The organism is Pseudoalteromonas sp. RW-H-Ap-1 (genome assembly GCF_048318575.1).
GTDB lineage: Bacteria > Pseudomonadota > Gammaproteobacteria > Enterobacterales > Alteromonadaceae > Pseudoalteromonas.
Window position 1 is genome coordinate 1,835,411 of sequence record NZ_CP166996.1, and the last position, 19,199, is coordinate 1,854,609.

The window sequence follows — 19,199 nt, forward strand, 5'->3', positions numbered from 1 at the left end:
GATTAGAACCCGATTAGATTTTAGTTAACCAACCGTGTTTATCTTCACTCTTACCCCATTGAATGTCATTCAATGCTTGACGTAAGCGTGCCGTTGTTGGCCCTGGTTCACCGTTACCTACTTTGTATTCTTTATCGTTATGGATAAACGTACCTACTGGGGTTAATACTGCCGCAGTGCCTGAAAGTGCTGCCTCAGTGCCTGGTTTTGCTGCGCGCTCTAAAAGCTCAGTGACAGTAAAGTTGCGCTCGCTAACCGTCATACCTAAATCTTTAGCAATGGTTAAAATGCTATTACGGGTTACACCGTGTAAAAATGTGCTGTCGAGTGCTTTAGTAATTATTTCGTTGCCATCAATTAAAATAAAGTTTGCCGCGCCGGTTTCTTGTACATCGCCGCCTGGGCAAAATAGAATTTGGTCGGCTTTATATTTAGTGCGTGCTGCTGAAATTGGGCCAAGCGCGCTGGCATAGTTACCACCACTTTTGATCATGCCCATGTGCGGTGCACAGCGCATACCATCTTCTTCAAGTAAAACACGTAGCGCAGTTGCGCCACCTGAAAAATAATCACCCACTGGCGATAATAACGTGTAAAGCAATGAGCTCATAGACGGTGCCGCCGCTTTACCAATGGCAGCTTCCGTACCAATGTGGGTTGGGCGAATATACATAGAACCTGGAGGAAGCGGCGTTTCATCGGCGTACTCACGAACAATATCGATGATCATTGTTTTTAGCATCTCGCCATCAACAGCAGGTAAACTCAGTAATTCAGAACTTTGCTGCATGCGCGCAATATTAGCGTCCATTCTAAAAATATTAACCGAGCCATCTTCGTGACGAAAGGCTTTTAACCCTTCAAAACATGTACTTGAATAATGAAGAACGTGCGCACCTGCATGCAACTCAAGCTTATCGCAAGGAACAATTGAGCTTTCGCCCCACTGATTGTCAGAAAACTTAGCTTGAATCATCTGCGGCATAAACACAGTACCAAATGCTGCCATTTTTATTCTCTCTTTTGTGGTCTATTTTTCTCCATTGTATGACAACCAGCTACTATTTAACCATAGCAAAACAGGCTGTTTTTAAATTAATTAGAAGAATTTTTTGCATGCACTGATGATTATTTGACCAATAAAGCATTTACCAACCTTTTAAAGCAATAATCAGCTAACATTTTAAGGTTAGCTGATTATTTAATGCATACTTTATAGTAGCGGCTATTTTATTAGCCTCTATTTAAACGAATAACGCAATATACGCTTTAACACTGAGGTGTATTGGTGAAAAAATCCGCCAGTATTATAAGCAATCCCCTGCTTTTGTAATGCGGCTTGGACTTTAGGCGCAATTTCTTGATAACGGGACGATGGCATATCAGGAAATAAGTGATGCTCTATTTGAAAGCTTAAATGCCCAGTTAAAATATGAAACCAACGCGCCCCTTTAATGTTTGACGACCCCAGCGCTTGGCGATAATACCACTGCCCTTGGCTTTCGTTTTTGCAGTCTTGCTTATAAAAGGTATGGGTTTGCTCAGTAAAATGACCACAAAAGATAATGGTTGAGGTCCATAGGTTACGAATTAAGTTTGCCAGCAAATTACCGCTTAATACCCACAAAAATAGTGGCCCCGCCAAAACTGGAAATAACACATAGTCTTTAATTAGTTGGCGTGCACCTTTACTAAAAAAGCGCTTTTTTAAGGTGCTATGCGCCACTGCAGCTTCACGGTTTGGTTTCTTTTTACCTATAAACACACGCTCACCCGCCAGCTCGTGGTACGACACGCCCCACTGAAATAAAATGCTTAGATTTAAATAGGTAATAAACTGCCAAGTATTTTTTAGCCGCCATTTAAAGTCATTGCTCAATCTTAATAAGCCATAACCAAAGTCACGATCTTTTCCGATAATGTTTGTATAAGTATGGTGTTCAAAGTTATGAACGCGGTTCCAGCTTTGGCCATCGCATGCTATATCCCACTCGTAAGTTTTAGAGTTAAGCTGTTTGTCGTTCATCCAATCGTATTGACCATGCATTACATTGTGGCCAATTTCCATGTTGTCGAGAATTTTAGCCAAACCAAGTAACAACACACCCGCTACCCACAATAATGGCTGCACAAAGCCAAGCATCAATAAAATCCGTCCGCCTATTTCGCAAAACCGCTGCTTACGCACAATAGAACGAATATAGTTTGCATCCTTTTGCCCAACTTTCGCTAATGTCGACATTTTAATTTCATCTAAATCATCGGCTAACTGTTGATAATTAATGGGTGTCATAGCTGTAACTCCAAATCGCTAACGGCTTGGCTCACACACAGTTGAATTAACTGCTCGCCAGTATCTGATAATTGATTAGTTTTTAAATTACGTACCACTCCCGACTTTTTAATGCACTGACATTGATGACAAATACCAATGCCGCAGCCTCGCTGCACAGGGAGTTTTTTTGCTTCAAATTGGCTTAGTAACACGTCATTACTAGTCACTACGTGCGTGTCTTTGTTTATTTTCACTGAAAACTGGCTATCGTCAGTCAATTTGGGCAAGGCTAGGCCAAAGGATTCTTGGAAGTAGCCAAGCCTATACTGTTTAGCAAAATCGGCAATTTGCTGCATAAAACCACCAGGGCCGCAGCAATAAATATCTGGCTGCGCATCAAGGTTTATGTGCTGTGTTAGCGTTGTTAGTTCATCGCGTGTGAGTAATGAAAAACTAAAATGCGCAAAGCGCTTTGCCAGTGCCGTAAGTTCATTTGTGCACTGGTGTGCATCCGCCTTAGCAAAGTACAACAATTGCATCGGGCTATTTGTATTACTAAGTTGTTGCTCAAGCATGGCAAGCATTGGGGTAATGCCAGAGCCACCCGCTACAAAAACGCTAGGCTTGTGCCAACTTTTAAATATAAAGTCGCCACGAGCTGGCGATATATTACACCACGATTGCAAGCGTAATGCCTGTTGTAACTGGCCGGTAAACTGCCCTAGTGAACTGGTTTTTATCAGTAAGCGCACTAACCCTGTCGCTTTAAAATAGTCAGGGCTACTGGCAAGGGTAAACACTCGGGTTAATAATCGTCCATTAACTTCAACCGTTAAACTAATATGCTGGCCAGCAATATGCGAGCGCCACTGTCTACTTGGTTTTAAGGTAACACTCAAAAAATCGTGGCTACAAGGGCTGATCGCTATAACTTTTGCGCTAAAAAATCCTGCGCGCCATGCTGGTTTAAACACCTGCATAATTGGCTCTATGTAAGCGGCAAAGCTTTGATGATGTAAAAACAATTTTGAAAATTGGTTTAACGCCTTAATAAACATAGTGATTGATTCTCTATTTAAATCTATATCCCAATGAGCGCGTTAAGCATCACGCCTCAATTAGGTTAACTATTTGAGCCTACACGTGTAAGCTCAACTTTCAGCGAACAAGTGTACGCTGACATTTTTAAATTTCAAGCCTAATAGAGTAATTATTCGAATTTTTTACTGGCAGGTATTTAACAAGCAAGCAATATCCCCTTGTGAAACGGTTGTTTTTCATTCAACTTAAATATTTAACATTATGATTAATTGCATGTTAGGCTGGATGGAATTGTTAATTTTGGAAGCCATTATGAACAAACGTAAAACACTAAAAAAACGCACACTAATCACAACGGTAACAACAAGTTTATTGCTTGGTGCACTGGGCAGTCTTAATGCTCATGCTGTTGATTTTAAAGAACTAGAATCTTTAAGCCTGAATATAAAGCCCATGACAATTGCTAAAGGGATCGCTGTTCCGTGGGCAATTGAACCACTACCTAATGGCGACTTATTAATTACTGAGCGCAGTGGCACCTTGTATTTACTACGTAAAGATAGTGAAGCACTGATAAAGGTCGCAGGATTACCCAAAATTGATGATAACGGCCAAGGCGGCCTGCTCGATTTAGCATTGCACCCTGACTTTGCAAACAACCAGTGGTTATATATTACTTATTCAAGCAGTGAAGGCGATGGCGCAGGTAGTAACACCGCACTTATGCGTGCAAAGCTAAGTAACGATCACAGCCAACTACTTGAGTCACAACAATTATACAAAGGTGAGCATAACTCTAAAAAAGGTCAGCATTACGGCAGCCGTATTGTGTTTGATAACCAAAACTATGTGTATTTTTCGATTGGCGACCGCGGCTCGCGAGATATTAACCCACAAGATTTAGGCCGTGATGGCGGTAAAATTTATCGTTTACACGACGATGGTAAAATTCCATCCGACAACCCCTTCGTAAACCAAAAAGGTGCAAAACCAGCGGTTTGGTCTTATGGGCATCGTAACCCACAAGGTATGTGGTTCGATGGTGACAATAGTGTATTTTGGGCACACGAACACGGCCCCCGTGGTGGCGATGAGCTTAATATTATTAAACCTAAAACTAACTACGGCTGGCCCGTGGTGAGTTACGGTATTAACTACAGCGGCACCTCATTTACTGATTTAACCGACAAACCGGGTATGCAAGCGCCAGTTTCGCAATGGACTCCCTCTATTGCCCCCTCTGATATGCTCATGGTTAAAGGTAATAAATACCCTGAGCTGAAAGGAAAAATGCTGCTAGCCTCAATGAAATATGCCTTTGTTAGCGTGCTTGAATTAGCCGACGGCAAGGTGGTTAAGCAACATAAACTACTTGAAGGCGTTGGCCGTATTCGCAGCCTAGCCCAAGGTGATGATGGTACTATTTACCTTGGATTAGATGGCCAGGGCATTGTGCGATTAGATCCTAAGTAGCCATTTAACACACCTAATTACAGTAACAGCAAACTTTTTGCAGCTTAACTGCGTACTGTTACTGTAATTAGCTAATAAACAACGAGGGTGTTGATGTTTTCATTTTTAAAGCCAGATCCAATCAAAAAATTACGTAAAGAATACGATGCAAAATTAGAGCAAGGCATGCAAGCACAAAGAAAAGGCGATATTAAAAGCTATGCAATGTTAACTGACGAGGCTGAAAAAATTTGGAGTGAAATAGAAACGCTAGAAGCAAATAAAACTAAGTAACTATATTGCCTAACAATTTAAACAAATCCCGCGTTGAAAAATGCGGGGTTTTAATACTTACAAGCATCCTTTTTTAAATTAACTTAAGCCCCACCAGATAATTCCCCAACTTAACCTCCATCGTGACGCTTTTAATTGCGCACAGCTCATTATACTCATAGCATTATTGCCTTCTCTAACTTATGCCCATAACCTGCCTAAAACCTCGCATAAACAATTATTTACATTAAAGTTAATTAGTGGAATTATTAACCTAATACCACCAGAGTTTAAACCTTTTTTTGAAATAGCTGAATTTTTAAGCGCTAATGGTTGTGTGGATGCGAGAAAAGCATTTTTAGTAAAGTGTAATCAAGCTCTAAGGTATTAATAATATACTGGCAACAATGCGATATAATGAAAAAATTATAATTAAATCAAGGAATACAGATGTACACAGGTAGTTGTTTATGCGGCTCAATCAATTTTTCAATTAATGGTAAAGTTACTGATATTATTCATTGCCATTGTTCGCTTTGTCGTAAGGCCAGTGGCAGTGCTTTTGCTACTAATGGATTTATTAATGCGAGCGATCTGACATTAACTGACAAAAACGGCACACTTACTTTTTACCAAAGTAGTGAAGGTAAACGTAAGTACTTTTGTAAAACCTGCGGCGCTCCAATTTATAGTGCTAACGCTCAATCTCCTCAAAGGTATCGCCTTCGATTAGGCGCGTTGACCTGCGATATAACAGAGCGCCCCATATCGCATAATTTCATCACTTCAAAGGCAAATTGGGAAGACTTAGATGCTCAGCTTCCTCGTTATGAGAGACATGAGCCAGGGCGAAAGTAAATCTATATAAATTATCTATTTTTTGTAATGGGAGTTTAAATGAAACTGAATCAAGTAACCTTGCCAGTCAAAGATATGAATGAAGCGGTGAGTTTTTATCGTGTACTTGGCTTTACCCAAATTGTTGACACACCTCATTATACGCGTTTTAGTTGCCCTGAAGGTGACTCTACATTTTCATTGTCTTTAGAAAGTGAATTTTTTGAAAATCATTCTGTAATTTATTTTGAAAACGATGACCTTGAACAATTGTGCCAGCAGTTAATCAAAAAAGGGATCGTATTCGAACAGCAACCCACAGAGCAAAGATACCTATGGAAGGAAGCGGTTTTAAAAGACCCTTCAGGAAATAAAATTAAACTCTACAAAGCTGGAGAAAATCGATTAAACCCACCCTGGAAAGTACAAAAACAGCCATAAAGCTAAGCACAAATCAGCATTGCGCTAAGCGGCTCAATGCTGACGTTTAAGTACTTTACTTAGTTACTTATATTCGACTTTGGCTGTTAAGCGATTAAATAATCCTGGGAAAAACCGTTTTATAAACGGTGCCCAACCACTCAACCCTTGCCCTATTACAACTTCGTCTTTTTTATTGTAGATTGCGGTGAGCATTTTTGATGCAGCTACATTCACATTCATACCATTTTCTATCGAAGATTCGGGTTTGTTTTGCGCCTCCCCTTGCTCGTTTAATGAGTTATGGGCAATCGCCGTTTTAATTGATCCTGGGCAAATAGTTAAGCAATGTATATTGTGCTGCGCCACTTCAGCGCGTAAGCAATCCATAAAGCCTACTACAGCGTACTTACTGCCTGAATATCCGGTTCTAAACTTAGATCCTACTTTGCCTGCCACACTACTAATAGCCACTACAGAGCCGCTTTTACGCGCTACCATTGAAGGTAATACCGCTTTAGTGAGTGCAATTAAGCCAAAGTAGTTTACTTCCATAAGTTGGCGATACACTTTAAAGTCGTTTTCTAAAAATAAGCTACGCTGTGATACACCGCCGTTATTTATTAAAATATCAATGGGGCCTAAGCTGTCTATTTGTGCTGAAACATCGTGCAAAACGGTTTCAGGCATTGATAAATCAAGCGGGATAATACGATGCCCCTCGCCTTTTAACTCGTCTTTTACTTGGTTGAGTTTATCGACATTTCGCGCTGATAAAATGACCTTTGCACCTTGCTCTGCAAATTGTTTAGCAAGTTCTTCACCAATACCTGATGATGCGCCGGTGATCCATACTGTTTTATTATTATAATCCATAGTTTACCTTATATTTATTAACTGATTATGCTTTAGTTGGGCCCGCTATTTCATTCACTTGCTGTTCTAAATTTTTATAAAAGCCCATCAAAAATAACAGCTCAACAGTGACATACAAAGGACCAATAATTAAGCCAACTAAATCATCAACAAATGCGGGCTTTTTACCTTCAAAATAATGACCAATAAATTGTAATACCCAGCCAAATACAAACACCCCAACTCCAATTGTTAACCATGGCACCAAAGCCATAGCGGCAATTGGTTGTGCAGCTACCAGTAATAAAGTGAAAATAATGCCCATTATCAGGCCAAGCGAAAGGCTCAACATAAAATAGTAAACCACAGAGGCTAATACAAAAATTTGCGCACCATCAATGCGAAAGCTGGCGATAGGAATTTCGATTCGTGCAAGTAGACACAAAGCGGCAAACACAATAAGTGGAATACCAAAAAAATGGGTTAATACATTTCGTTTAGAACGATGGTACAAACCATACTGGCCGAGCTGTTGTTCAAGGGTTTTCATGGCGATGTTCCTGTTGTTATTTTTATAACCAAAGTTCACCTTATAAAAAAAGCCACATAATAACAACTGATAACCAGAGTTAATCTGTAAAAATGGTGAGTAGCACTTGAAAACGTTATGGCTATAGATTAAGTAAGGTCATCGTTAATAATTAACATGATCAGCACGAGGAGTTTTATATGCTTTTAAAAACACTCGCCTTTGGCCTATTACTCGCTTTAGCTGAGATAGTTAATACAATATTAGAGTAATCGGTTTTACGGCCTAAAGCGCGATAAAACGCTGTTCTTACTTTTGGGCACTGCGATTATATATGCCATTACTTGGCTAACCTTGCCATGGGTTAACCCTATTTCGTACTTAAATTGTTTAAATGTGGGTTTTGTTTGGCTAACAATAATGCTTAGTTTAGATATTGTTGTGGGCAAATATTTATTTAAGTATAAGTGGCACAACATACTTGATGATTTTAACCTCTTTAAAAGTCACTTACTGAGTGAAGGGATGCTGTTGCTTTTTATAAGCCCCAGCTTAGTATTTTGGTTACAGATGAAAGTTATGGTTTAGACCACTCCTCTACTAGCGCAGCGCCTCTTTGCCCCTCTTTGTGCGTTAATCACTTAAAATCTATTTAAAGTCAGGAGTAAATAAGCTTTCAACATGCCGTTACCTAAGCTAATGCGGTTACCAGCTTGCCTTTTTCATGTGTTGGTTGCATTGCCATTCGCTCCGTGCCTTTTTCGAATTCTTGCTCTAACATTTTTTGTAATTCAGCAATCTGCTCTTTTATGGCATCTACATCAACCCCTTCCTCTCCTAGTTCTTCTGCCAAGGCTTCTATTGCTGCTTTTAACTCAGCTATAGTTTCTTTATCGACACCTAAACGTTGATAAATTAATGCCTCTTGGGCATTTTCTAAAAAGCTTTTGTCTTCTGGTTTAGCGATAAAATTAGGGGTTGCTTGGTTTTCAGCGGTACTGGTTGTTGCCGCAGCGGCAGATGTTGGCAGAACGTCACTCGATTTTGCCACTTTGTTAACGGGAGTATTATAACTACTATATTGATTTTTAAAGGTTATTGAAGTCATTGGCTCAAATCCATTTTTACTTTTATCGTTATATGCTTTAACTGAAATAACTTAAGCAACTTTGATACCAGTTAATATTTGATTGTCTCTAAGGCTTATTTTTATTTCAAATTAAGCCCTCTTAACTCATTTCGCACCCACTTCTCATCTAAATAAAGCTCTAAGTGTTGCTCGGCAAACTTTAAAAAACTGCGTGCAGCATGTGATATGTGTCGGTCTGTACGCACCACAAAATACCAATGACTGGCTAAAGTAGTGTCGGTAACATTAAGCACTTTAAAACTATTATCACCTTTAGGCAGCACATGCTGAGAAAGCACCGCAATCCCCATACCTGAAGCTACCGCCACTCTAATGGCTTCATTACTGGCCATTTGCACACTGTCACTTAATACCAACCCTCTACTTTGCAGCTCGCTTTCAAATAACATGCGCGTTGCGGAGCCTGTTTCACGTAGTAAAAAACGATACGGAACTAAATCAGCCAGTTTAAGTGCGGTTTTATCGGCTAATGGATGATTTAGTGGCACTATAAACACTAAAGGGTTATGTAGAAATCTAGCAGCCTGGGCATGCTCTAAAGATGGCGGGTGACTAAATACATAAATATCGTCTTCTCCACGTTCAAAGCGTGCTAAAACGGCTGAACGATTACCTATTTCAAGTGGTAGCTCTACATGCGGATGTTCATTACTGTATGGGCCTAACAACTTAGGTAAAATATATTGGGCAGTATTAACCATAGCAATTTTACATCGTCCACGTTCACCCCCTTTTAGCTCCGCTAAGTAATCTTGGTAATCTTCAAAATGACCAAAAACCTGTTGGCAAGTCCTAAATAAGGCCATACCAGCTTCGGTTATTTGCAACTTTTGTTGCTGCATAATTATTAACGGTTCACCTACCGCTTCTTGTAAGCGTTTAATTTGCAAAGAAACCGTAGGCTGAGTCAAATGAAGCCTCCGTGCGGTTGCGCTTATAGAGCCGGTTTTTACTACACTCATAAATACTTCAAGTAGTCGGAAGGAAAGTTGCCTTATATTCATACGCACCTCATAGGTTTTTATCTATAGGATGTTATCATTTATTTTATTATTTACTATATAAAGATTTGCCTATAATAGCGCCGCTTAACAAATCAAATTAGTAATAAAGAGGAGAACAGCGTGCCTGATATTGTAGTAATGTTTTTTATTTTAGGATTAGCAGCGGGTATCCTTCGCTCTGATTTAGCTATTCCCAAAGCGACGTATGACACTCTCAGCTTACTACTCATGCTTACCATAGGTCTAAAAGGTGGCATGGTGCTGCATGGCAATTTAAGTTGGCAATTACTCCCAGAAATGGCCTCGGTTATGTTACTTGGTGGGCTTATTCCACTCACTTTATACCCTATTTTAAAACACGTTGTTAAGCTAAGCGTAGCGAATAGCGCCAGCATTGCTGCCCACTATGGTTCGGTTAGTGCTGGTACATTTGCGGTAGCATTAGCGTATGCCGAATCGGCTAAATTAGAAGTGGGCGCAGAAGTTACCTTGTACCTAGTTATGCTTGAGTTACCAGCAATTATTGTAGGTTTACTGTTGTATCGTAAGCTCGACAAAGCACACAGCGAAAACACCAACTTATCGTTAAAAGCACTGTGGCACGAAACGCTTACCAATAAGAGTGTGATTTTGCTCGTTGGCGGTGTAATTATCGGTATGATGTATGGCACCCAACAGGGTAGCCAAGTTACGAGTTTACTTACCAGTAGCTTTAAAGTAGTGCTGGCGCTATTTTTACTCGAAATGGGCTTGGTTGCTGCACAAACGCTTCGCCCTTTTCCTTGGCAGCAATGGAAACTGGCTTCCTTCGCCATTATTACGCCGTTATTTTTAGGCACCATTGGCGTTATGGTTGGCACCTTGCTAAATTTAGAATTAGGTTCAGTGGTTATTCTGGGGAGCTTAGTGGCGAGTGCTTCTTACATTGCCGCACCTGCTGCTATAAAAGCCGCTATTCCCAAAGCGGACATTGGTCTTGCCATGCTTAGCTCGTTAGGTGTCACCTTTCCATTTAATGTTATTGTTGGGATTGGTTTGTATCATCAACTTGCCGTTGCCATAAGTTAAATACGTATGAACCACATAATTGGGCACTCTGACGCTTGCTTGAGCAACAGTATTAAGCAGTTTTTGTAACACCTTTAAAGACCGCTTTATTTTTTAACTCAAATACTTCGATTTTATGCTCGTTTATAAGTTCATCAACAAAGCAGCTGGGGTTGTTATCATCAGTTATTATGTAGACCTTATGTTTAGCGCGAGTAAGCGCTACATAAAATAAGCGACGCTCTTCACTATGTGCGAAATTATCTTTTGCGGGTAATAATGCCTCTAAAATTTGAGGCGTTGGCTTAGTGCTCGGGAATCCAAACGCTCCGCCATTCATTGCTAATATAATGACATAATCGGCTTCTTTGCCTTTTGAGCCATGAAACGTATCACACTCAATATGCAATGCTGAAAACTCTTGCTGTAAAGCACTTATATCGGCTTGTGAAGGTAACTGAAATCGAAATCGTGCAAGTAAATACACAGTAACAGGCTTGCCTGAATGACCCTTAATCCCCTGTAGTAAATGCTTAATTGCGCCATTATTTAGCTCCGCTATTTTGGTGTTTTTAGCTGAGCCACTTTTCAATGTTTTTAGCACGCTAACGGCGGGCTTAGTTACCTTTGCAACTGAGTGAATGTCTTTAGCTAACTGCGCTGGGTTTTTCATAATAAAACCTGCGGCAACCTCGCCAATTTTATTATTAAAGCGAAAGGTCCTATCTAATAGAGTTTGTGTTGTAAAACCAAAATGTGCGGCAAACTCGGTAGTAAGTCGCATATCTGCACCACTAAAACGGTAAATAGCTTGCCAATCGTCCCCTACTGCAAACAGTGAACTATTAGATTTACTATCGCGCAGTGCTTTTACAAGTGTAGCTCGCAGCGGTGATATATCTTGAAATTCATCTACCATGATATAACGCCAAGGCGATGTAAACTTTTTAGTGTTTACATAATCGAGGGCTTTAATAATCATATCGTCGAAGTCTATTTCGCCCTGCGTGCGTAAATAATGGTTATAGTTGGCTAACAACGGCTTTAATAATTTCCAGGCTTGCTGTATCTGTTTTGAATCGCTCTCAAGTGTTATATTTGCGGTTTTATACACGCTGATTAATTGGCTAAACACAGTCGCTAATTTAGTTAAATGACCGCTAGTTTTTATTTCTTTTAAAAGCGCTATATGATTAGGCTTTGCAGGACTAAATTTAAATTCGCCTTTAACGTCATTAAGAGTGTTATTTATATAATTTACCAGTGCTTTAGCATATTGTGGTTTAGCATTGGCAAGCGATTCAAAACATCCTTCAACCCATTTTATTTTAGCTTTTTCGTTTTCAGCAAGTTTAGATATTTTAGGTGGCTTGCCCTCAACCTCGCTAATAATAGTCAAGCCGACGCTGTGAAACGTGGCCGCTTTAATGGACTCAGTGCCCAGCTTTTGTTTAATTCGTTCATCCATTTCGCAAGCAGCTTGCTTACCATAGGCGAGTAATAAAATATCGTTGTAATTAGCTTGTTCACTGTCAACCAAGTAGCCCGCTCTGGCCACCAACACACTGGTTTTTCCTGTTCCTGCCCCTGCTAGCACTAAGTTATTGTCGTCATCTATTATACAAGCTCGGCGTTGTTGCTCTGTGAGTGGATTTGCTTCAACACAATTAAAAAAATCGTTATAGCGCTCTAATTGAGACTGGGTATATTTATGCTGAAAAAAACGAGTGAGTGCATCACTCCACTGGCTGTATTGTTCAAGCAATTTTATTTGTGTGCTTACTGGTGTTAAAACATCGCTGCTTTTTATCCAAGGTAGCCAACGTTTACATTGCTCATCTACCTGTTTTTTTATATCAGTCACATATGATTGGCGCAAAAACTGAGTGTGAGCAAAGTGGTTTATTTTACTTAACATCTCGTTGAGCACTGCAATATTGCTTTTAACCCATAGCATATCGGTATGCGCTTTAAATGCCCTATTGCTGCCATAGGCTCTCATCCAAATACGATAATGCTTAGAGTCTGTATTAAAGCGCAGTGTTTGCCCAAGCACACCATACTCATAGCTAATGGGCGACGTTAAATCACACCAACTCAATGAGGTTATTTGTGTTTTATTGCTGATCACTAAACCTTGTTGGTTTATATCGACAAAGCGATGTGCAGTAAAGATACGGCCAAATATACTAGGCTGAATTGAATTCATTAACAGCAGAATTCCTTTATAAAAATGAACCAATTAGCCGTATTTTAAGCGAATATGCCGTACAAGGATAATAAAACCAATAAAAAATAATAGTAATGTTATACGGACTTGCAGCATATAAAAAACACCCAATTAATTTACCCAACTGCTTGGCATAAGTCCCACTATATGACTAACATTTACTCTAGATACAGTAAGATAACAAGGATTGAAACATGCGAATAAATTCAATTAGAACTAAAGTCATTTTACCAATCGCTTTTTTAGCACTGATCCTTGCAGGCTTGCTAGTTGCCATAGCTTCGATTACTTACATACAAGACAACGCTATGAAAAGGCAAACAGAAACCTTTTTTGAAGCTGTTACTGTTATTCTCAATGCCGACAGAGACATATATCAAGCACGTATTGCACTCGAAAATTTACTCAGCGCAACTGGCGATAGTGAGACGAATAAAACAGAGTTTTTAGAAAACGCAGAGCAAGTAAAGGATCGCTTTAACAAATACTTAATCTATTTAAAAGATGAAGAAGCGTTACTCGCAAAGCATGATTCATTTTCCAGCTTTATGCCTTTGTATAATGAATGGGTCAATCATAGTAAAACACTCATTAATACCAATCACTCGCAAGGTAAAATGCAAAGTGATTTAAATAAATCTGAACCTGAATTTATAAAAATACGCGAAATGATGGATCAGGCAGGCGAAGAGCTCCGCGCTTATACTAATGAACAACAGCAAGATAAAGTGGGGGCTGAGCGTTTAGGGCGTTATGTAGAAGCCATTTCAGAGGTACTAAATGCCGATAGAGATATATACCAAGCCCGGCTTGCAAAACAAAAAATAGTAAACCAACATGGTGATTTAGAACAAAATCAAAAATTATTTGAAGAAAACGCAGCCCAAGTTATACGTCGCTTTAATAGTTATCGTAGCTATTTAATTAACGAGCCGCAGCTAACACAAAAATATGCCAACTTCGATCAGCTTTATCAGCAATGGTATGAGCAAAGTAAAGCCTTGATTTACTCAACTCCTGCAAAGCAAGTCGCTTTAATTGATAATAATTTAGCAAATGCTGATAAAAGCTTTAACGAATTAAGAAATATACTTGATGTTGTGGGCGAAGAGGCACGCACACATGCCAGAGCGGTAAAACAAGACGTACAACATAGCATTCAACTTTTTGAAAAAATTGTTTTTATTGTGATTATTATTGCCTTTATTGTCGCTTTAGGTGTGGGCTATTACATTCCGAAAAAGCTAACCGATAATATCAATAATATTACCCTTCGTATTAAAGAAATAGCCGCTGGCGATGGCGATTTAACCCAGCGTATTAACACTAAATCACACGACGAATTAGCTGATTTAAGCAATGAATTTGATAACTTCTTGAGCCATTTACAAACAATAATAAAAAATATTCAGCAGCAATCAAGCCAACTTGGTGCAGTAACGGGTGATTTAAATGATGTATCTGATACCGCGATGGAAGTAACCCAAAAACTTGCTAATGCCTCGGAGTCAATAGTTAGTGCGGGCCATGAGATGGACATGGCCAATCAACAAATGGCAGATCTTGCAAAAAATACTGCGCAGGAAGCCGATATATCTAGCGAGCAGGTTAAGCAAGGTGTTCAAGCTATTGATGTGTCAGGCAAAGCGATTGAAGATTTAGCTAACGATATTGAGTCAGCATTAGCGAATTCGGTTGAACTAGAAAGTAGCTCTACAGATATAACCTCTGTTCTTGAAGTGATACGTAATATTGCAGAGCAAACAAACTTATTAGCTTTAAATGCAGCGATTGAAGCCGCTAGAGCCGGCGAGCAAGGCCGTGGATTTGCTGTAGTAGCTGATGAGGTAAGAACGCTTGCCACACGAACTCAACAAAGCACAGACGAAATTGATACCATGATCCAACGCTTAAATGACAACGTTAAAGCGTCGTCTGATTCGATTAAAAATAGCCAAACTAATGCCAATACCACTTTAACCAACTTTGACTCAGTAATTACCATTTTTAATAGCCTGACTCACGCATTTGAAAAAGTACAGCAAATGTCGACTGAAACCGCACAAGCTACACAAGAGCAGTCACATGTGGCTAACGAAATAAATCGAAATTTAGTGTCATTAAAAGAGCAATCTGCACAAATGAAACAAATTTCCACGCAAACCACGCAACAATCTAAAAATGTATCGGCCTTATATAAGCAAATGAAATCGCAAGTGGAAAGCTTTAAAGTATGAGCAAGTAACAATTATAAAGTTAAGCGCACGTAAATTGCGCTTAACTTTTGCTATCGATAATAATCAATTCACACTCAGTGGTTGCTGTTAAGGTGATGGTTTTAGTCTGTGTAACTTCTGCGCCGTCACCCTTATTCATGTTAACTGAGGCTGACTCATCATTAATACTAAACTCCCCTGCCGATGCCAATACGTAGGCTTGATGATCAATCGGCTGTGTTATTGACGTGCCTTTTGCCAGCTTGCCACCGTAAATACGCGCCTGCTGATTAATAAAAAGTGCACTATCGGCATCTTTTGGATAACCCGAAACCATTAAGCTAAGGGTGCTTGTGGCTTGTGTAGGAAACTTCTTGCTTTCCCAGCGCGGCTCAACATTATGTTGATTACTCTGAATCCAAATTTGATAAAACGTTAGTGGTTCATCTGTTAGGTTATATTCTGAGTGGGTAATGCCGGTGCCTGCACTCATTACCTGCACCTCACCTTGCTCGGTGATCCCCTTGTTGCCCATACTATCTTGGTGAGTAATGGCACCACTGCGGATAAAACTAATAATTTCCATATTTCTATGCGGGTGCGCACCAAACCCCATACCTGGGGCTACCCAGTCATCATTAACTACACGCAAAGTGCCAAACCCCATACGCGCAGGATTATAGTAATTCGCAAAACTAAAGTGGTGCTTTGACTTAAGCCAACCATGATCAGCATGGCCTAAGCTATTTTTTGGGTAATGGGTAAGCATATTTTTTCCTATACGTTATCTCTACGTCATTTAGTATTGACGGTCTCGATCATGGGCAGCGTCAAAGGTGTGTTTAGCACCTAAAGGCACAATTTGCGTTGGGTTAATGGTTACGTGACTTACGTAGTAATGAATTTTTGAGTACTCTAAATCGACCGTTTCCTTTATCCCAGGTACTTGGTAAAGCTCATTAATGTAGTTACTAAGATGATGAAACTCAGTTAACTTTTCTCGATTACACTTAAAGTGCCCGTGATACACAGCATCAAAGCGGATAAGTGTGGTAAATAATCGCCAATCGGCTTCAGTGAGTGTATCGCCCACTAAGTAACGCTGTTTTGCTAATCGAGCTTCTAACCAATCTAAGCTATCAAACAAGGCGGTGTAAGCTTCGTTGTAAGCTTCTTGAGTTGTAGCAAAACCGGCTTTATACACCCCATTATTAATGGTGTTATAGACACGGTTATTCACTGTTTCTATTTCTTCACGTAGCGCATCTGGATAATAATCGTCGTTGTTACCAGTAAGCTCATTAAACGCACTATTAAACATGCGAATTATTTCTATTGATTCGTTGTTTACAATAGTCTGCGTTTTTTTATCCCATAAAATAGGCACGGTAACACGCCCTTCATAGCTAGGGTCGGCTTTTAAATACAATTGATAAGCGTAATCTAAGTTATAAAGTGGATCGCCCTGCTCGCCAAATTCCCAGCCGTTTTCCATCATGGGTGCTTCAACAATACTCATAGAAATAATGTCTTCGAGCTGCTTTAATTTACGAAATATAATGGTGCGGTGCGCCCAAGGACAAGCCAAGGATACATATAAATGATAACGACCCGCTTCTGGTTTAAATTTACTGTCTTGCGCTGATGAAATCGTATCTCTAAAACGGCTATCTTGGCGTACAAATTTACCGTCGCTTTTTTCGGTGTCGTACCATTTATCGACCCATTCACCGTTAACTAGTAATCCCATGTCCGTCTCCTTAGTTTATAGAATGTGCCAACCTTACGCAGATTGGCAGCTTAAAGTTTAATCACTTATGTGATCCGCTTATTAATTTAATTTGTTATGAATTTTTCCATCAACAGATAGCTTTCCAGCTCCTTGGATCAGTAAAGCTAAGGTAATAGCTAACAGCGATAACGCAAATTCATAACCGTTGTTGCTCATAAATAAACCGTTATCTATGTGCGTGGTAAAAATAGCAACCACCATAGTGATAGCCAGTACAAAACTCGCAGGACGCACCAGCAAACCAACGATGAGTAGTAACCCACCAAAAAATTCGGCGCCACCGGCCATTAATGCCATTAAATAGCCCGGTGCTAAGCCAATCGATTCCATCCATTGCCCTGTGCCTTCCAAGCCATAGCCGCCAAACCACGCAAACAGTTTTTGTGCGCCATGAGCACTAAACACTAATCCTGCAATAAGCCTTAATGGTAATGTTGCAAAAGACTGTTCAGTTTTTGTGATGGCGGCTGTAATATTTTTAATCGTCATAGTTCTAACCTGTATTGTTCCAATTGAGTATGCAGCTATTGTATAAGTTGAATTAAAATTAAATAACTCCTATTATTTGCTCTATATGTTCAAATATTTTGAACAGTTAATATTGGGTATCATTATGAATACATCCCCTATCAGCATAGAAGCTTTATTGGTATTAGACGCCATTGAGCATCGTGGCAGTTATGCAGCCGCCGCAGAGCAACTTAATAAAGTGCCCTCAGCCTTGTCGTATATTGTTAATAAACTTGAAGAGCAATTAAATGTAACTTTGTTTCAGCGTCAAGGTCGGAGAGCGGTTTTGACCCCCGCAGGTAAACATTTACTAAGCGAGGGGCGTAAAGTACTCAATGCTATAAATAATTTATCGGAGCAAACACAAACTATAGCTAATGGCTGGGAGCCACGGATACGTATTGCCTATGACTCTATTTTTGAAATAACTTACGTATTTAAAAACTTACAGTTATTTTTAAATAAGCATAAAAATATCGAGATAGATATTAAAGAAGAAGTACTCAATGGCACTTGGGAGGCTTTAATTGAGGATGACGTTGACTTAGTAATTGGTGCACCAGCTCCTATTCCAAATCAAAAGGGGATCAGGGCGGTAAAAATAGCCGATATTCAAAATGTACTAGTGGTTCATCCTAGCCACCCGTTAGCACAAGTAAAAAGCCCCGTTAAACCCAGCGAACTTGGAAAATACACCACGGTTATAGTGCATGATTCAGCAAAACAAAGTATTCCTTGGTCAGCTAATTTAATCGAGGGTAATCAACGCTTTTATGTAAGTTCTGTAAGCCAAAAAATGACCGCTATTTTATCCGCTATTGGCATTGGTTATTTACCTGAGAACCTTATTGCTGAGTATGTAAAAGCAAACAAACTGCATGTTGTGGAGCTTACCGAACCACGTCCAACTCAAGACCTATACCTTGCATGGAAAATAACTAACAAAGGTAAAGGGCTAAAACAGCTGACCCAAATTATGCTAACTAGTGTTTAACCCTAAAACGCAAAAGCCCATGCTAAAACAGCATGGGCTTTTTGAATCGGTAATAAATATTACAGTGCGAGGTCTTGCTTAGCGCGCGTTAAATTGTACGACACTAACTCGTTACCAGACATTTGTTGTGCTTCGTAAAAGTCTGATAATGCAGCCGTTTCATTTTTAGCCATTAAACGTCCTACACCACGGTTACTTAAAGCAAATGACGTAAGCTCACGTACTTTAAAGCGAGGGCCAGTGCTTTGCTGTAATAAAGTAATTGCTTTTGAGCAAATTTCTTCAGCTTGGCTGTAATTTTTTGATTTTACATTTAATGCACAATCGTTAAATGCAACTTCGAATTCTTGAGGAGCTGTTTTAGCTTCTTCAATAACCATTAACTTGTAATCACTTTGATCAGCCATTACAGCAGCTGAGCAAGTTAATAAAGAGCCAAGAGCGATGGTTTTGATAAGTGAGCGTTTCATGATTAATTTCCTATTTGGTTAGTCGTGCTTGTTGCCGACAACTAAACTTTAGAGTGTTTACTTAATCCCGACAAACGATTAAAAACAATCCAATAAGTGAAAAA

General features: G+C 39.6%; 19 protein-coding genes. 7 read left to right on the forward strand and 12 right to left on the reverse strand.

Annotation, left to right across the window (positions count from 1 at the left end):
• Positions 1-13: 13 nt before the first annotated feature.
• The 3 genes from AB8618_RS08620 to AB8618_RS08630 form a co-directional block, all read right to left on the reverse strand.
• Complete coding sequence (locus tag AB8618_RS08620; protein WP_304644689.1) at positions 14-1,015, reverse strand: branched-chain amino acid aminotransferase; 1,002 nt, start codon at positions 1,013-1,015, stop codon at positions 14-16.
• A gap of 225 nt (positions 1,016-1,240) precedes the next feature.
• Positions 1,241-2,293 (reverse strand): fatty acid desaturase family protein, encoded by a 1,053-nt coding sequence (locus tag AB8618_RS08625; RefSeq protein ID WP_413402275.1) that lies wholly within the window; start codon positions 2,291-2,293, stop codon positions 1,241-1,243.
• Entirely contained in the window at positions 2,290-3,333 is a 1,044-nt protein-coding gene (locus AB8618_RS08630) for a flavin reductase family protein (RefSeq protein WP_413402277.1), read from the reverse strand. The genes AB8618_RS08625 and AB8618_RS08630 overlap by 4 nt, the downstream gene beginning before the upstream one ends.
• Positions 3,334-3,628: 295 nt before the next feature.
• On the opposite strand from AB8618_RS08630, the gene AB8618_RS08635 reads away from it, so the two are divergent.
• The 4 genes from AB8618_RS08635 to AB8618_RS08650 all read left to right on the forward strand — a co-directional run bounded on the left by AB8618_RS08635 (position 3,629) and on the right by AB8618_RS08650 (position 6,319).
• Positions 3,629-4,789 (forward strand): PQQ-dependent sugar dehydrogenase, encoded by a 1,161-nt coding sequence (locus AB8618_RS08635; RefSeq protein ID WP_413402279.1) that lies wholly within the window; start codon positions 3,629-3,631, stop codon positions 4,787-4,789.
• Between the two features lie 93 nt (positions 4,790-4,882).
• Positions 4,883-5,062, forward strand: coding sequence for a DUF6435 family protein (locus AB8618_RS08640; protein WP_409423240.1), 180 nt, complete (start codon positions 4,883-4,885; stop codon positions 5,060-5,062).
• Positions 5,063-5,491: 429 nt separating this feature from the next.
• Positions 5,492-5,899 carry a GFA family protein gene (locus tag AB8618_RS08645; RefSeq protein WP_409423241.1) on the forward strand — a complete coding sequence of 136 codons (408 nt, stop codon included), beginning with the start codon at positions 5,492-5,494 and terminating at the stop codon, positions 5,897-5,899.
• A gap of 39 nt (positions 5,900-5,938) precedes the next feature.
• Positions 5,939-6,319, forward strand: coding sequence for a VOC family protein (locus AB8618_RS08650; protein ID WP_409423242.1), 381 nt, complete (start codon positions 5,939-5,941; stop codon positions 6,317-6,319).
• 63 nt (positions 6,320-6,382) lie between these two features.
• Here the strand turns inward: AB8618_RS08650 and AB8618_RS08655 are convergent, their stop codons facing one another.
• From AB8618_RS08655 to AB8618_RS08670, 4 genes are all read right to left on the reverse strand, one after another.
• Positions 6,383-7,174 carry an SDR family oxidoreductase gene (locus AB8618_RS08655; protein WP_413402282.1) on the reverse strand — a complete coding sequence of 264 codons (792 nt, stop codon included), beginning with the start codon at positions 7,172-7,174 and terminating at the stop codon, positions 6,383-6,385.
• A 25-nt stretch (positions 7,175-7,199) separates the two neighbouring features.
• Entirely contained in the window at positions 7,200-7,703 is a 504-nt protein-coding gene (locus AB8618_RS08660; protein ID WP_413402284.1) for a DUF962 domain-containing protein, read from the reverse strand.
• Between the two features lie 670 nt (positions 7,704-8,373).
• The gene (locus tag AB8618_RS08665) at positions 8,374-8,790 is read right to left on the reverse strand and encodes a hypothetical protein (protein WP_055012600.1); all 417 of its coding nucleotides are present in this window, start codon (positions 8,788-8,790) and stop codon (positions 8,374-8,376) included.
• Positions 8,791-8,891: 101 nt separating this feature from the next.
• Positions 8,892-9,836 carry a LysR family transcriptional regulator gene (locus AB8618_RS08670; protein ID WP_409423245.1) on the reverse strand — a complete coding sequence of 315 codons (945 nt, stop codon included), beginning with the start codon at positions 9,834-9,836 and terminating at the stop codon, positions 8,892-8,894.
• A gap of 120 nt (positions 9,837-9,956) precedes the next feature.
• Between AB8618_RS08670 and AB8618_RS08675 the strand changes: the two genes are divergently transcribed.
• Positions 9,957-10,904: a sodium-dependent bicarbonate transport family permease gene (locus AB8618_RS08675; RefSeq protein WP_178956189.1), complete on the forward strand. Its 948-nt coding sequence runs from the start codon at positions 9,957-9,959 to the stop codon at positions 10,902-10,904.
• A gap of 52 nt (positions 10,905-10,956) precedes the next feature.
• Here the strand turns inward: AB8618_RS08675 and helD are convergent, their stop codons facing one another.
• On the reverse strand, positions 10,957-13,092 hold the full coding sequence (helD, locus tag AB8618_RS08680; RefSeq protein ID WP_409423246.1) for a DNA helicase IV: 2,136 nt from the start codon (positions 13,090-13,092) through the stop codon (positions 10,957-10,959).
• Between the two features lie 215 nt (positions 13,093-13,307).
• Here helD and AB8618_RS08685 point away from each other — a divergent pair, with 215 nt between their 5' ends.
• Positions 13,308-15,350: a methyl-accepting chemotaxis protein gene (locus AB8618_RS08685; RefSeq protein ID WP_409423247.1), complete on the forward strand. Its 2,043-nt coding sequence runs from the start codon at positions 13,308-13,310 to the stop codon at positions 15,348-15,350.
• Positions 15,351-15,390: 40 nt separating this feature from the next.
• On the opposite strand, the gene AB8618_RS08690 is transcribed toward AB8618_RS08685, so the two are convergent.
• The 3 genes from AB8618_RS08690 to AB8618_RS08700 form a co-directional block, all read right to left on the reverse strand.
• Complete coding sequence (locus AB8618_RS08690; protein WP_409423248.1) at positions 15,391-16,098, reverse strand: pirin family protein; 708 nt, start codon at positions 16,096-16,098, stop codon at positions 15,391-15,393.
• A gap of 30 nt (positions 16,099-16,128) precedes the next feature.
• Complete coding sequence (locus AB8618_RS08695; protein WP_409423249.1) at positions 16,129-17,079, reverse strand: glutathione S-transferase family protein; 951 nt, start codon at positions 17,077-17,079, stop codon at positions 16,129-16,131.
• A gap of 81 nt (positions 17,080-17,160) precedes the next feature.
• On the reverse strand, positions 17,161-17,610 hold the full coding sequence (locus AB8618_RS08700) for a DoxX family protein (RefSeq protein WP_008109247.1): 450 nt from the start codon (positions 17,608-17,610) through the stop codon (positions 17,161-17,163).
• Positions 17,611-17,734: 124 nt separating this feature from the next.
• Between AB8618_RS08700 and AB8618_RS08705 the strand changes: the two genes are divergently transcribed.
• Positions 17,735-18,625, forward strand: a complete 891-nt coding sequence (locus AB8618_RS08705; protein ID WP_409423250.1) for a LysR substrate-binding domain-containing protein — start codon at positions 17,735-17,737, stop codon at positions 18,623-18,625.
• A gap of 59 nt (positions 18,626-18,684) precedes the next feature.
• Here AB8618_RS08705 and AB8618_RS08710 read toward each other — a convergent pair whose 3' ends face one another.
• The gene (locus tag AB8618_RS08710) at positions 18,685-19,095 is read right to left on the reverse strand and encodes a hypothetical protein (RefSeq protein WP_413402290.1); all 411 of its coding nucleotides are present in this window, start codon (positions 19,093-19,095) and stop codon (positions 18,685-18,687) included.
• Positions 19,096-19,199: the final 104 nt, after the last annotated feature.

Coding starts and splice junctions, on each gene's coding strand:
- AB8618_RS08625 (WP_413402275.1), bottom strand. CDS start 2,293: ATGACACCCATTAATTATCAACAGTTAGCCGATGATTTAGATGAAATT.
- AB8618_RS08630 (WP_413402277.1), bottom strand. CDS start 3,333: ATGTTTATTAAGGCGTTAAACCAATTTTCAAAATTGTTTTTACATCAT.
- AB8618_RS08635 (WP_413402279.1), top strand. CDS start 3,629: ATGAACAAACGTAAAACACTAAAAAAACGCACACTAATCACAACGGTA.
- AB8618_RS08640 (WP_409423240.1), top strand. CDS start 4,883: ATGTTTTCATTTTTAAAGCCAGATCCAATCAAAAAATTACGTAAAGAA.
- AB8618_RS08645 (WP_409423241.1), top strand. CDS start 5,492: ATGTACACAGGTAGTTGTTTATGCGGCTCAATCAATTTTTCAATTAAT.
- AB8618_RS08650 (WP_409423242.1), top strand. CDS start 5,939: ATGAAACTGAATCAAGTAACCTTGCCAGTCAAAGATATGAATGAAGCG.
- AB8618_RS08655 (WP_413402282.1), bottom strand. CDS start 7,174: ATGGATTATAATAATAAAACAGTATGGATCACCGGCGCATCATCAGGT.
- AB8618_RS08660 (WP_413402284.1), bottom strand. CDS start 7,703: ATGAAAACCCTTGAACAACAGCTCGGCCAGTATGGTTTGTACCATCGT.
- AB8618_RS08665 (WP_055012600.1), bottom strand. CDS start 8,790: ATGACTTCAATAACCTTTAAAAATCAATATAGTAGTTATAATACTCCC.
- AB8618_RS08670 (WP_409423245.1), bottom strand. CDS start 9,836: ATGAATATAAGGCAACTTTCCTTCCGACTACTTGAAGTATTTATGAGT.
- helD (WP_409423246.1), bottom strand. CDS start 13,092: ATGAATTCAATTCAGCCTAGTATATTTGGCCGTATCTTTACTGCACAT.
- AB8618_RS08685 (WP_409423247.1), top strand. CDS start 13,308: ATGCGAATAAATTCAATTAGAACTAAAGTCATTTTACCAATCGCTTTT.
- AB8618_RS08690 (WP_409423248.1), bottom strand. CDS start 16,098: ATGCTTACCCATTACCCAAAAAATAGCTTAGGCCATGCTGATCATGGT.
- AB8618_RS08695 (WP_409423249.1), bottom strand. CDS start 17,079: ATGGGATTACTAGTTAACGGTGAATGGGTCGATAAATGGTACGACACC.
- AB8618_RS08700 (WP_008109247.1), bottom strand. CDS start 17,610: ATGACGATTAAAAATATTACAGCCGCCATCACAAAAACTGAACAGTCT.
- AB8618_RS08705 (WP_409423250.1), top strand. CDS start 17,735: ATGAATACATCCCCTATCAGCATAGAAGCTTTATTGGTATTAGACGCC.
- AB8618_RS08710 (WP_413402290.1), bottom strand. CDS start 19,095: ATGAAACGCTCACTTATCAAAACCATCGCTCTTGGCTCTTTATTAACT.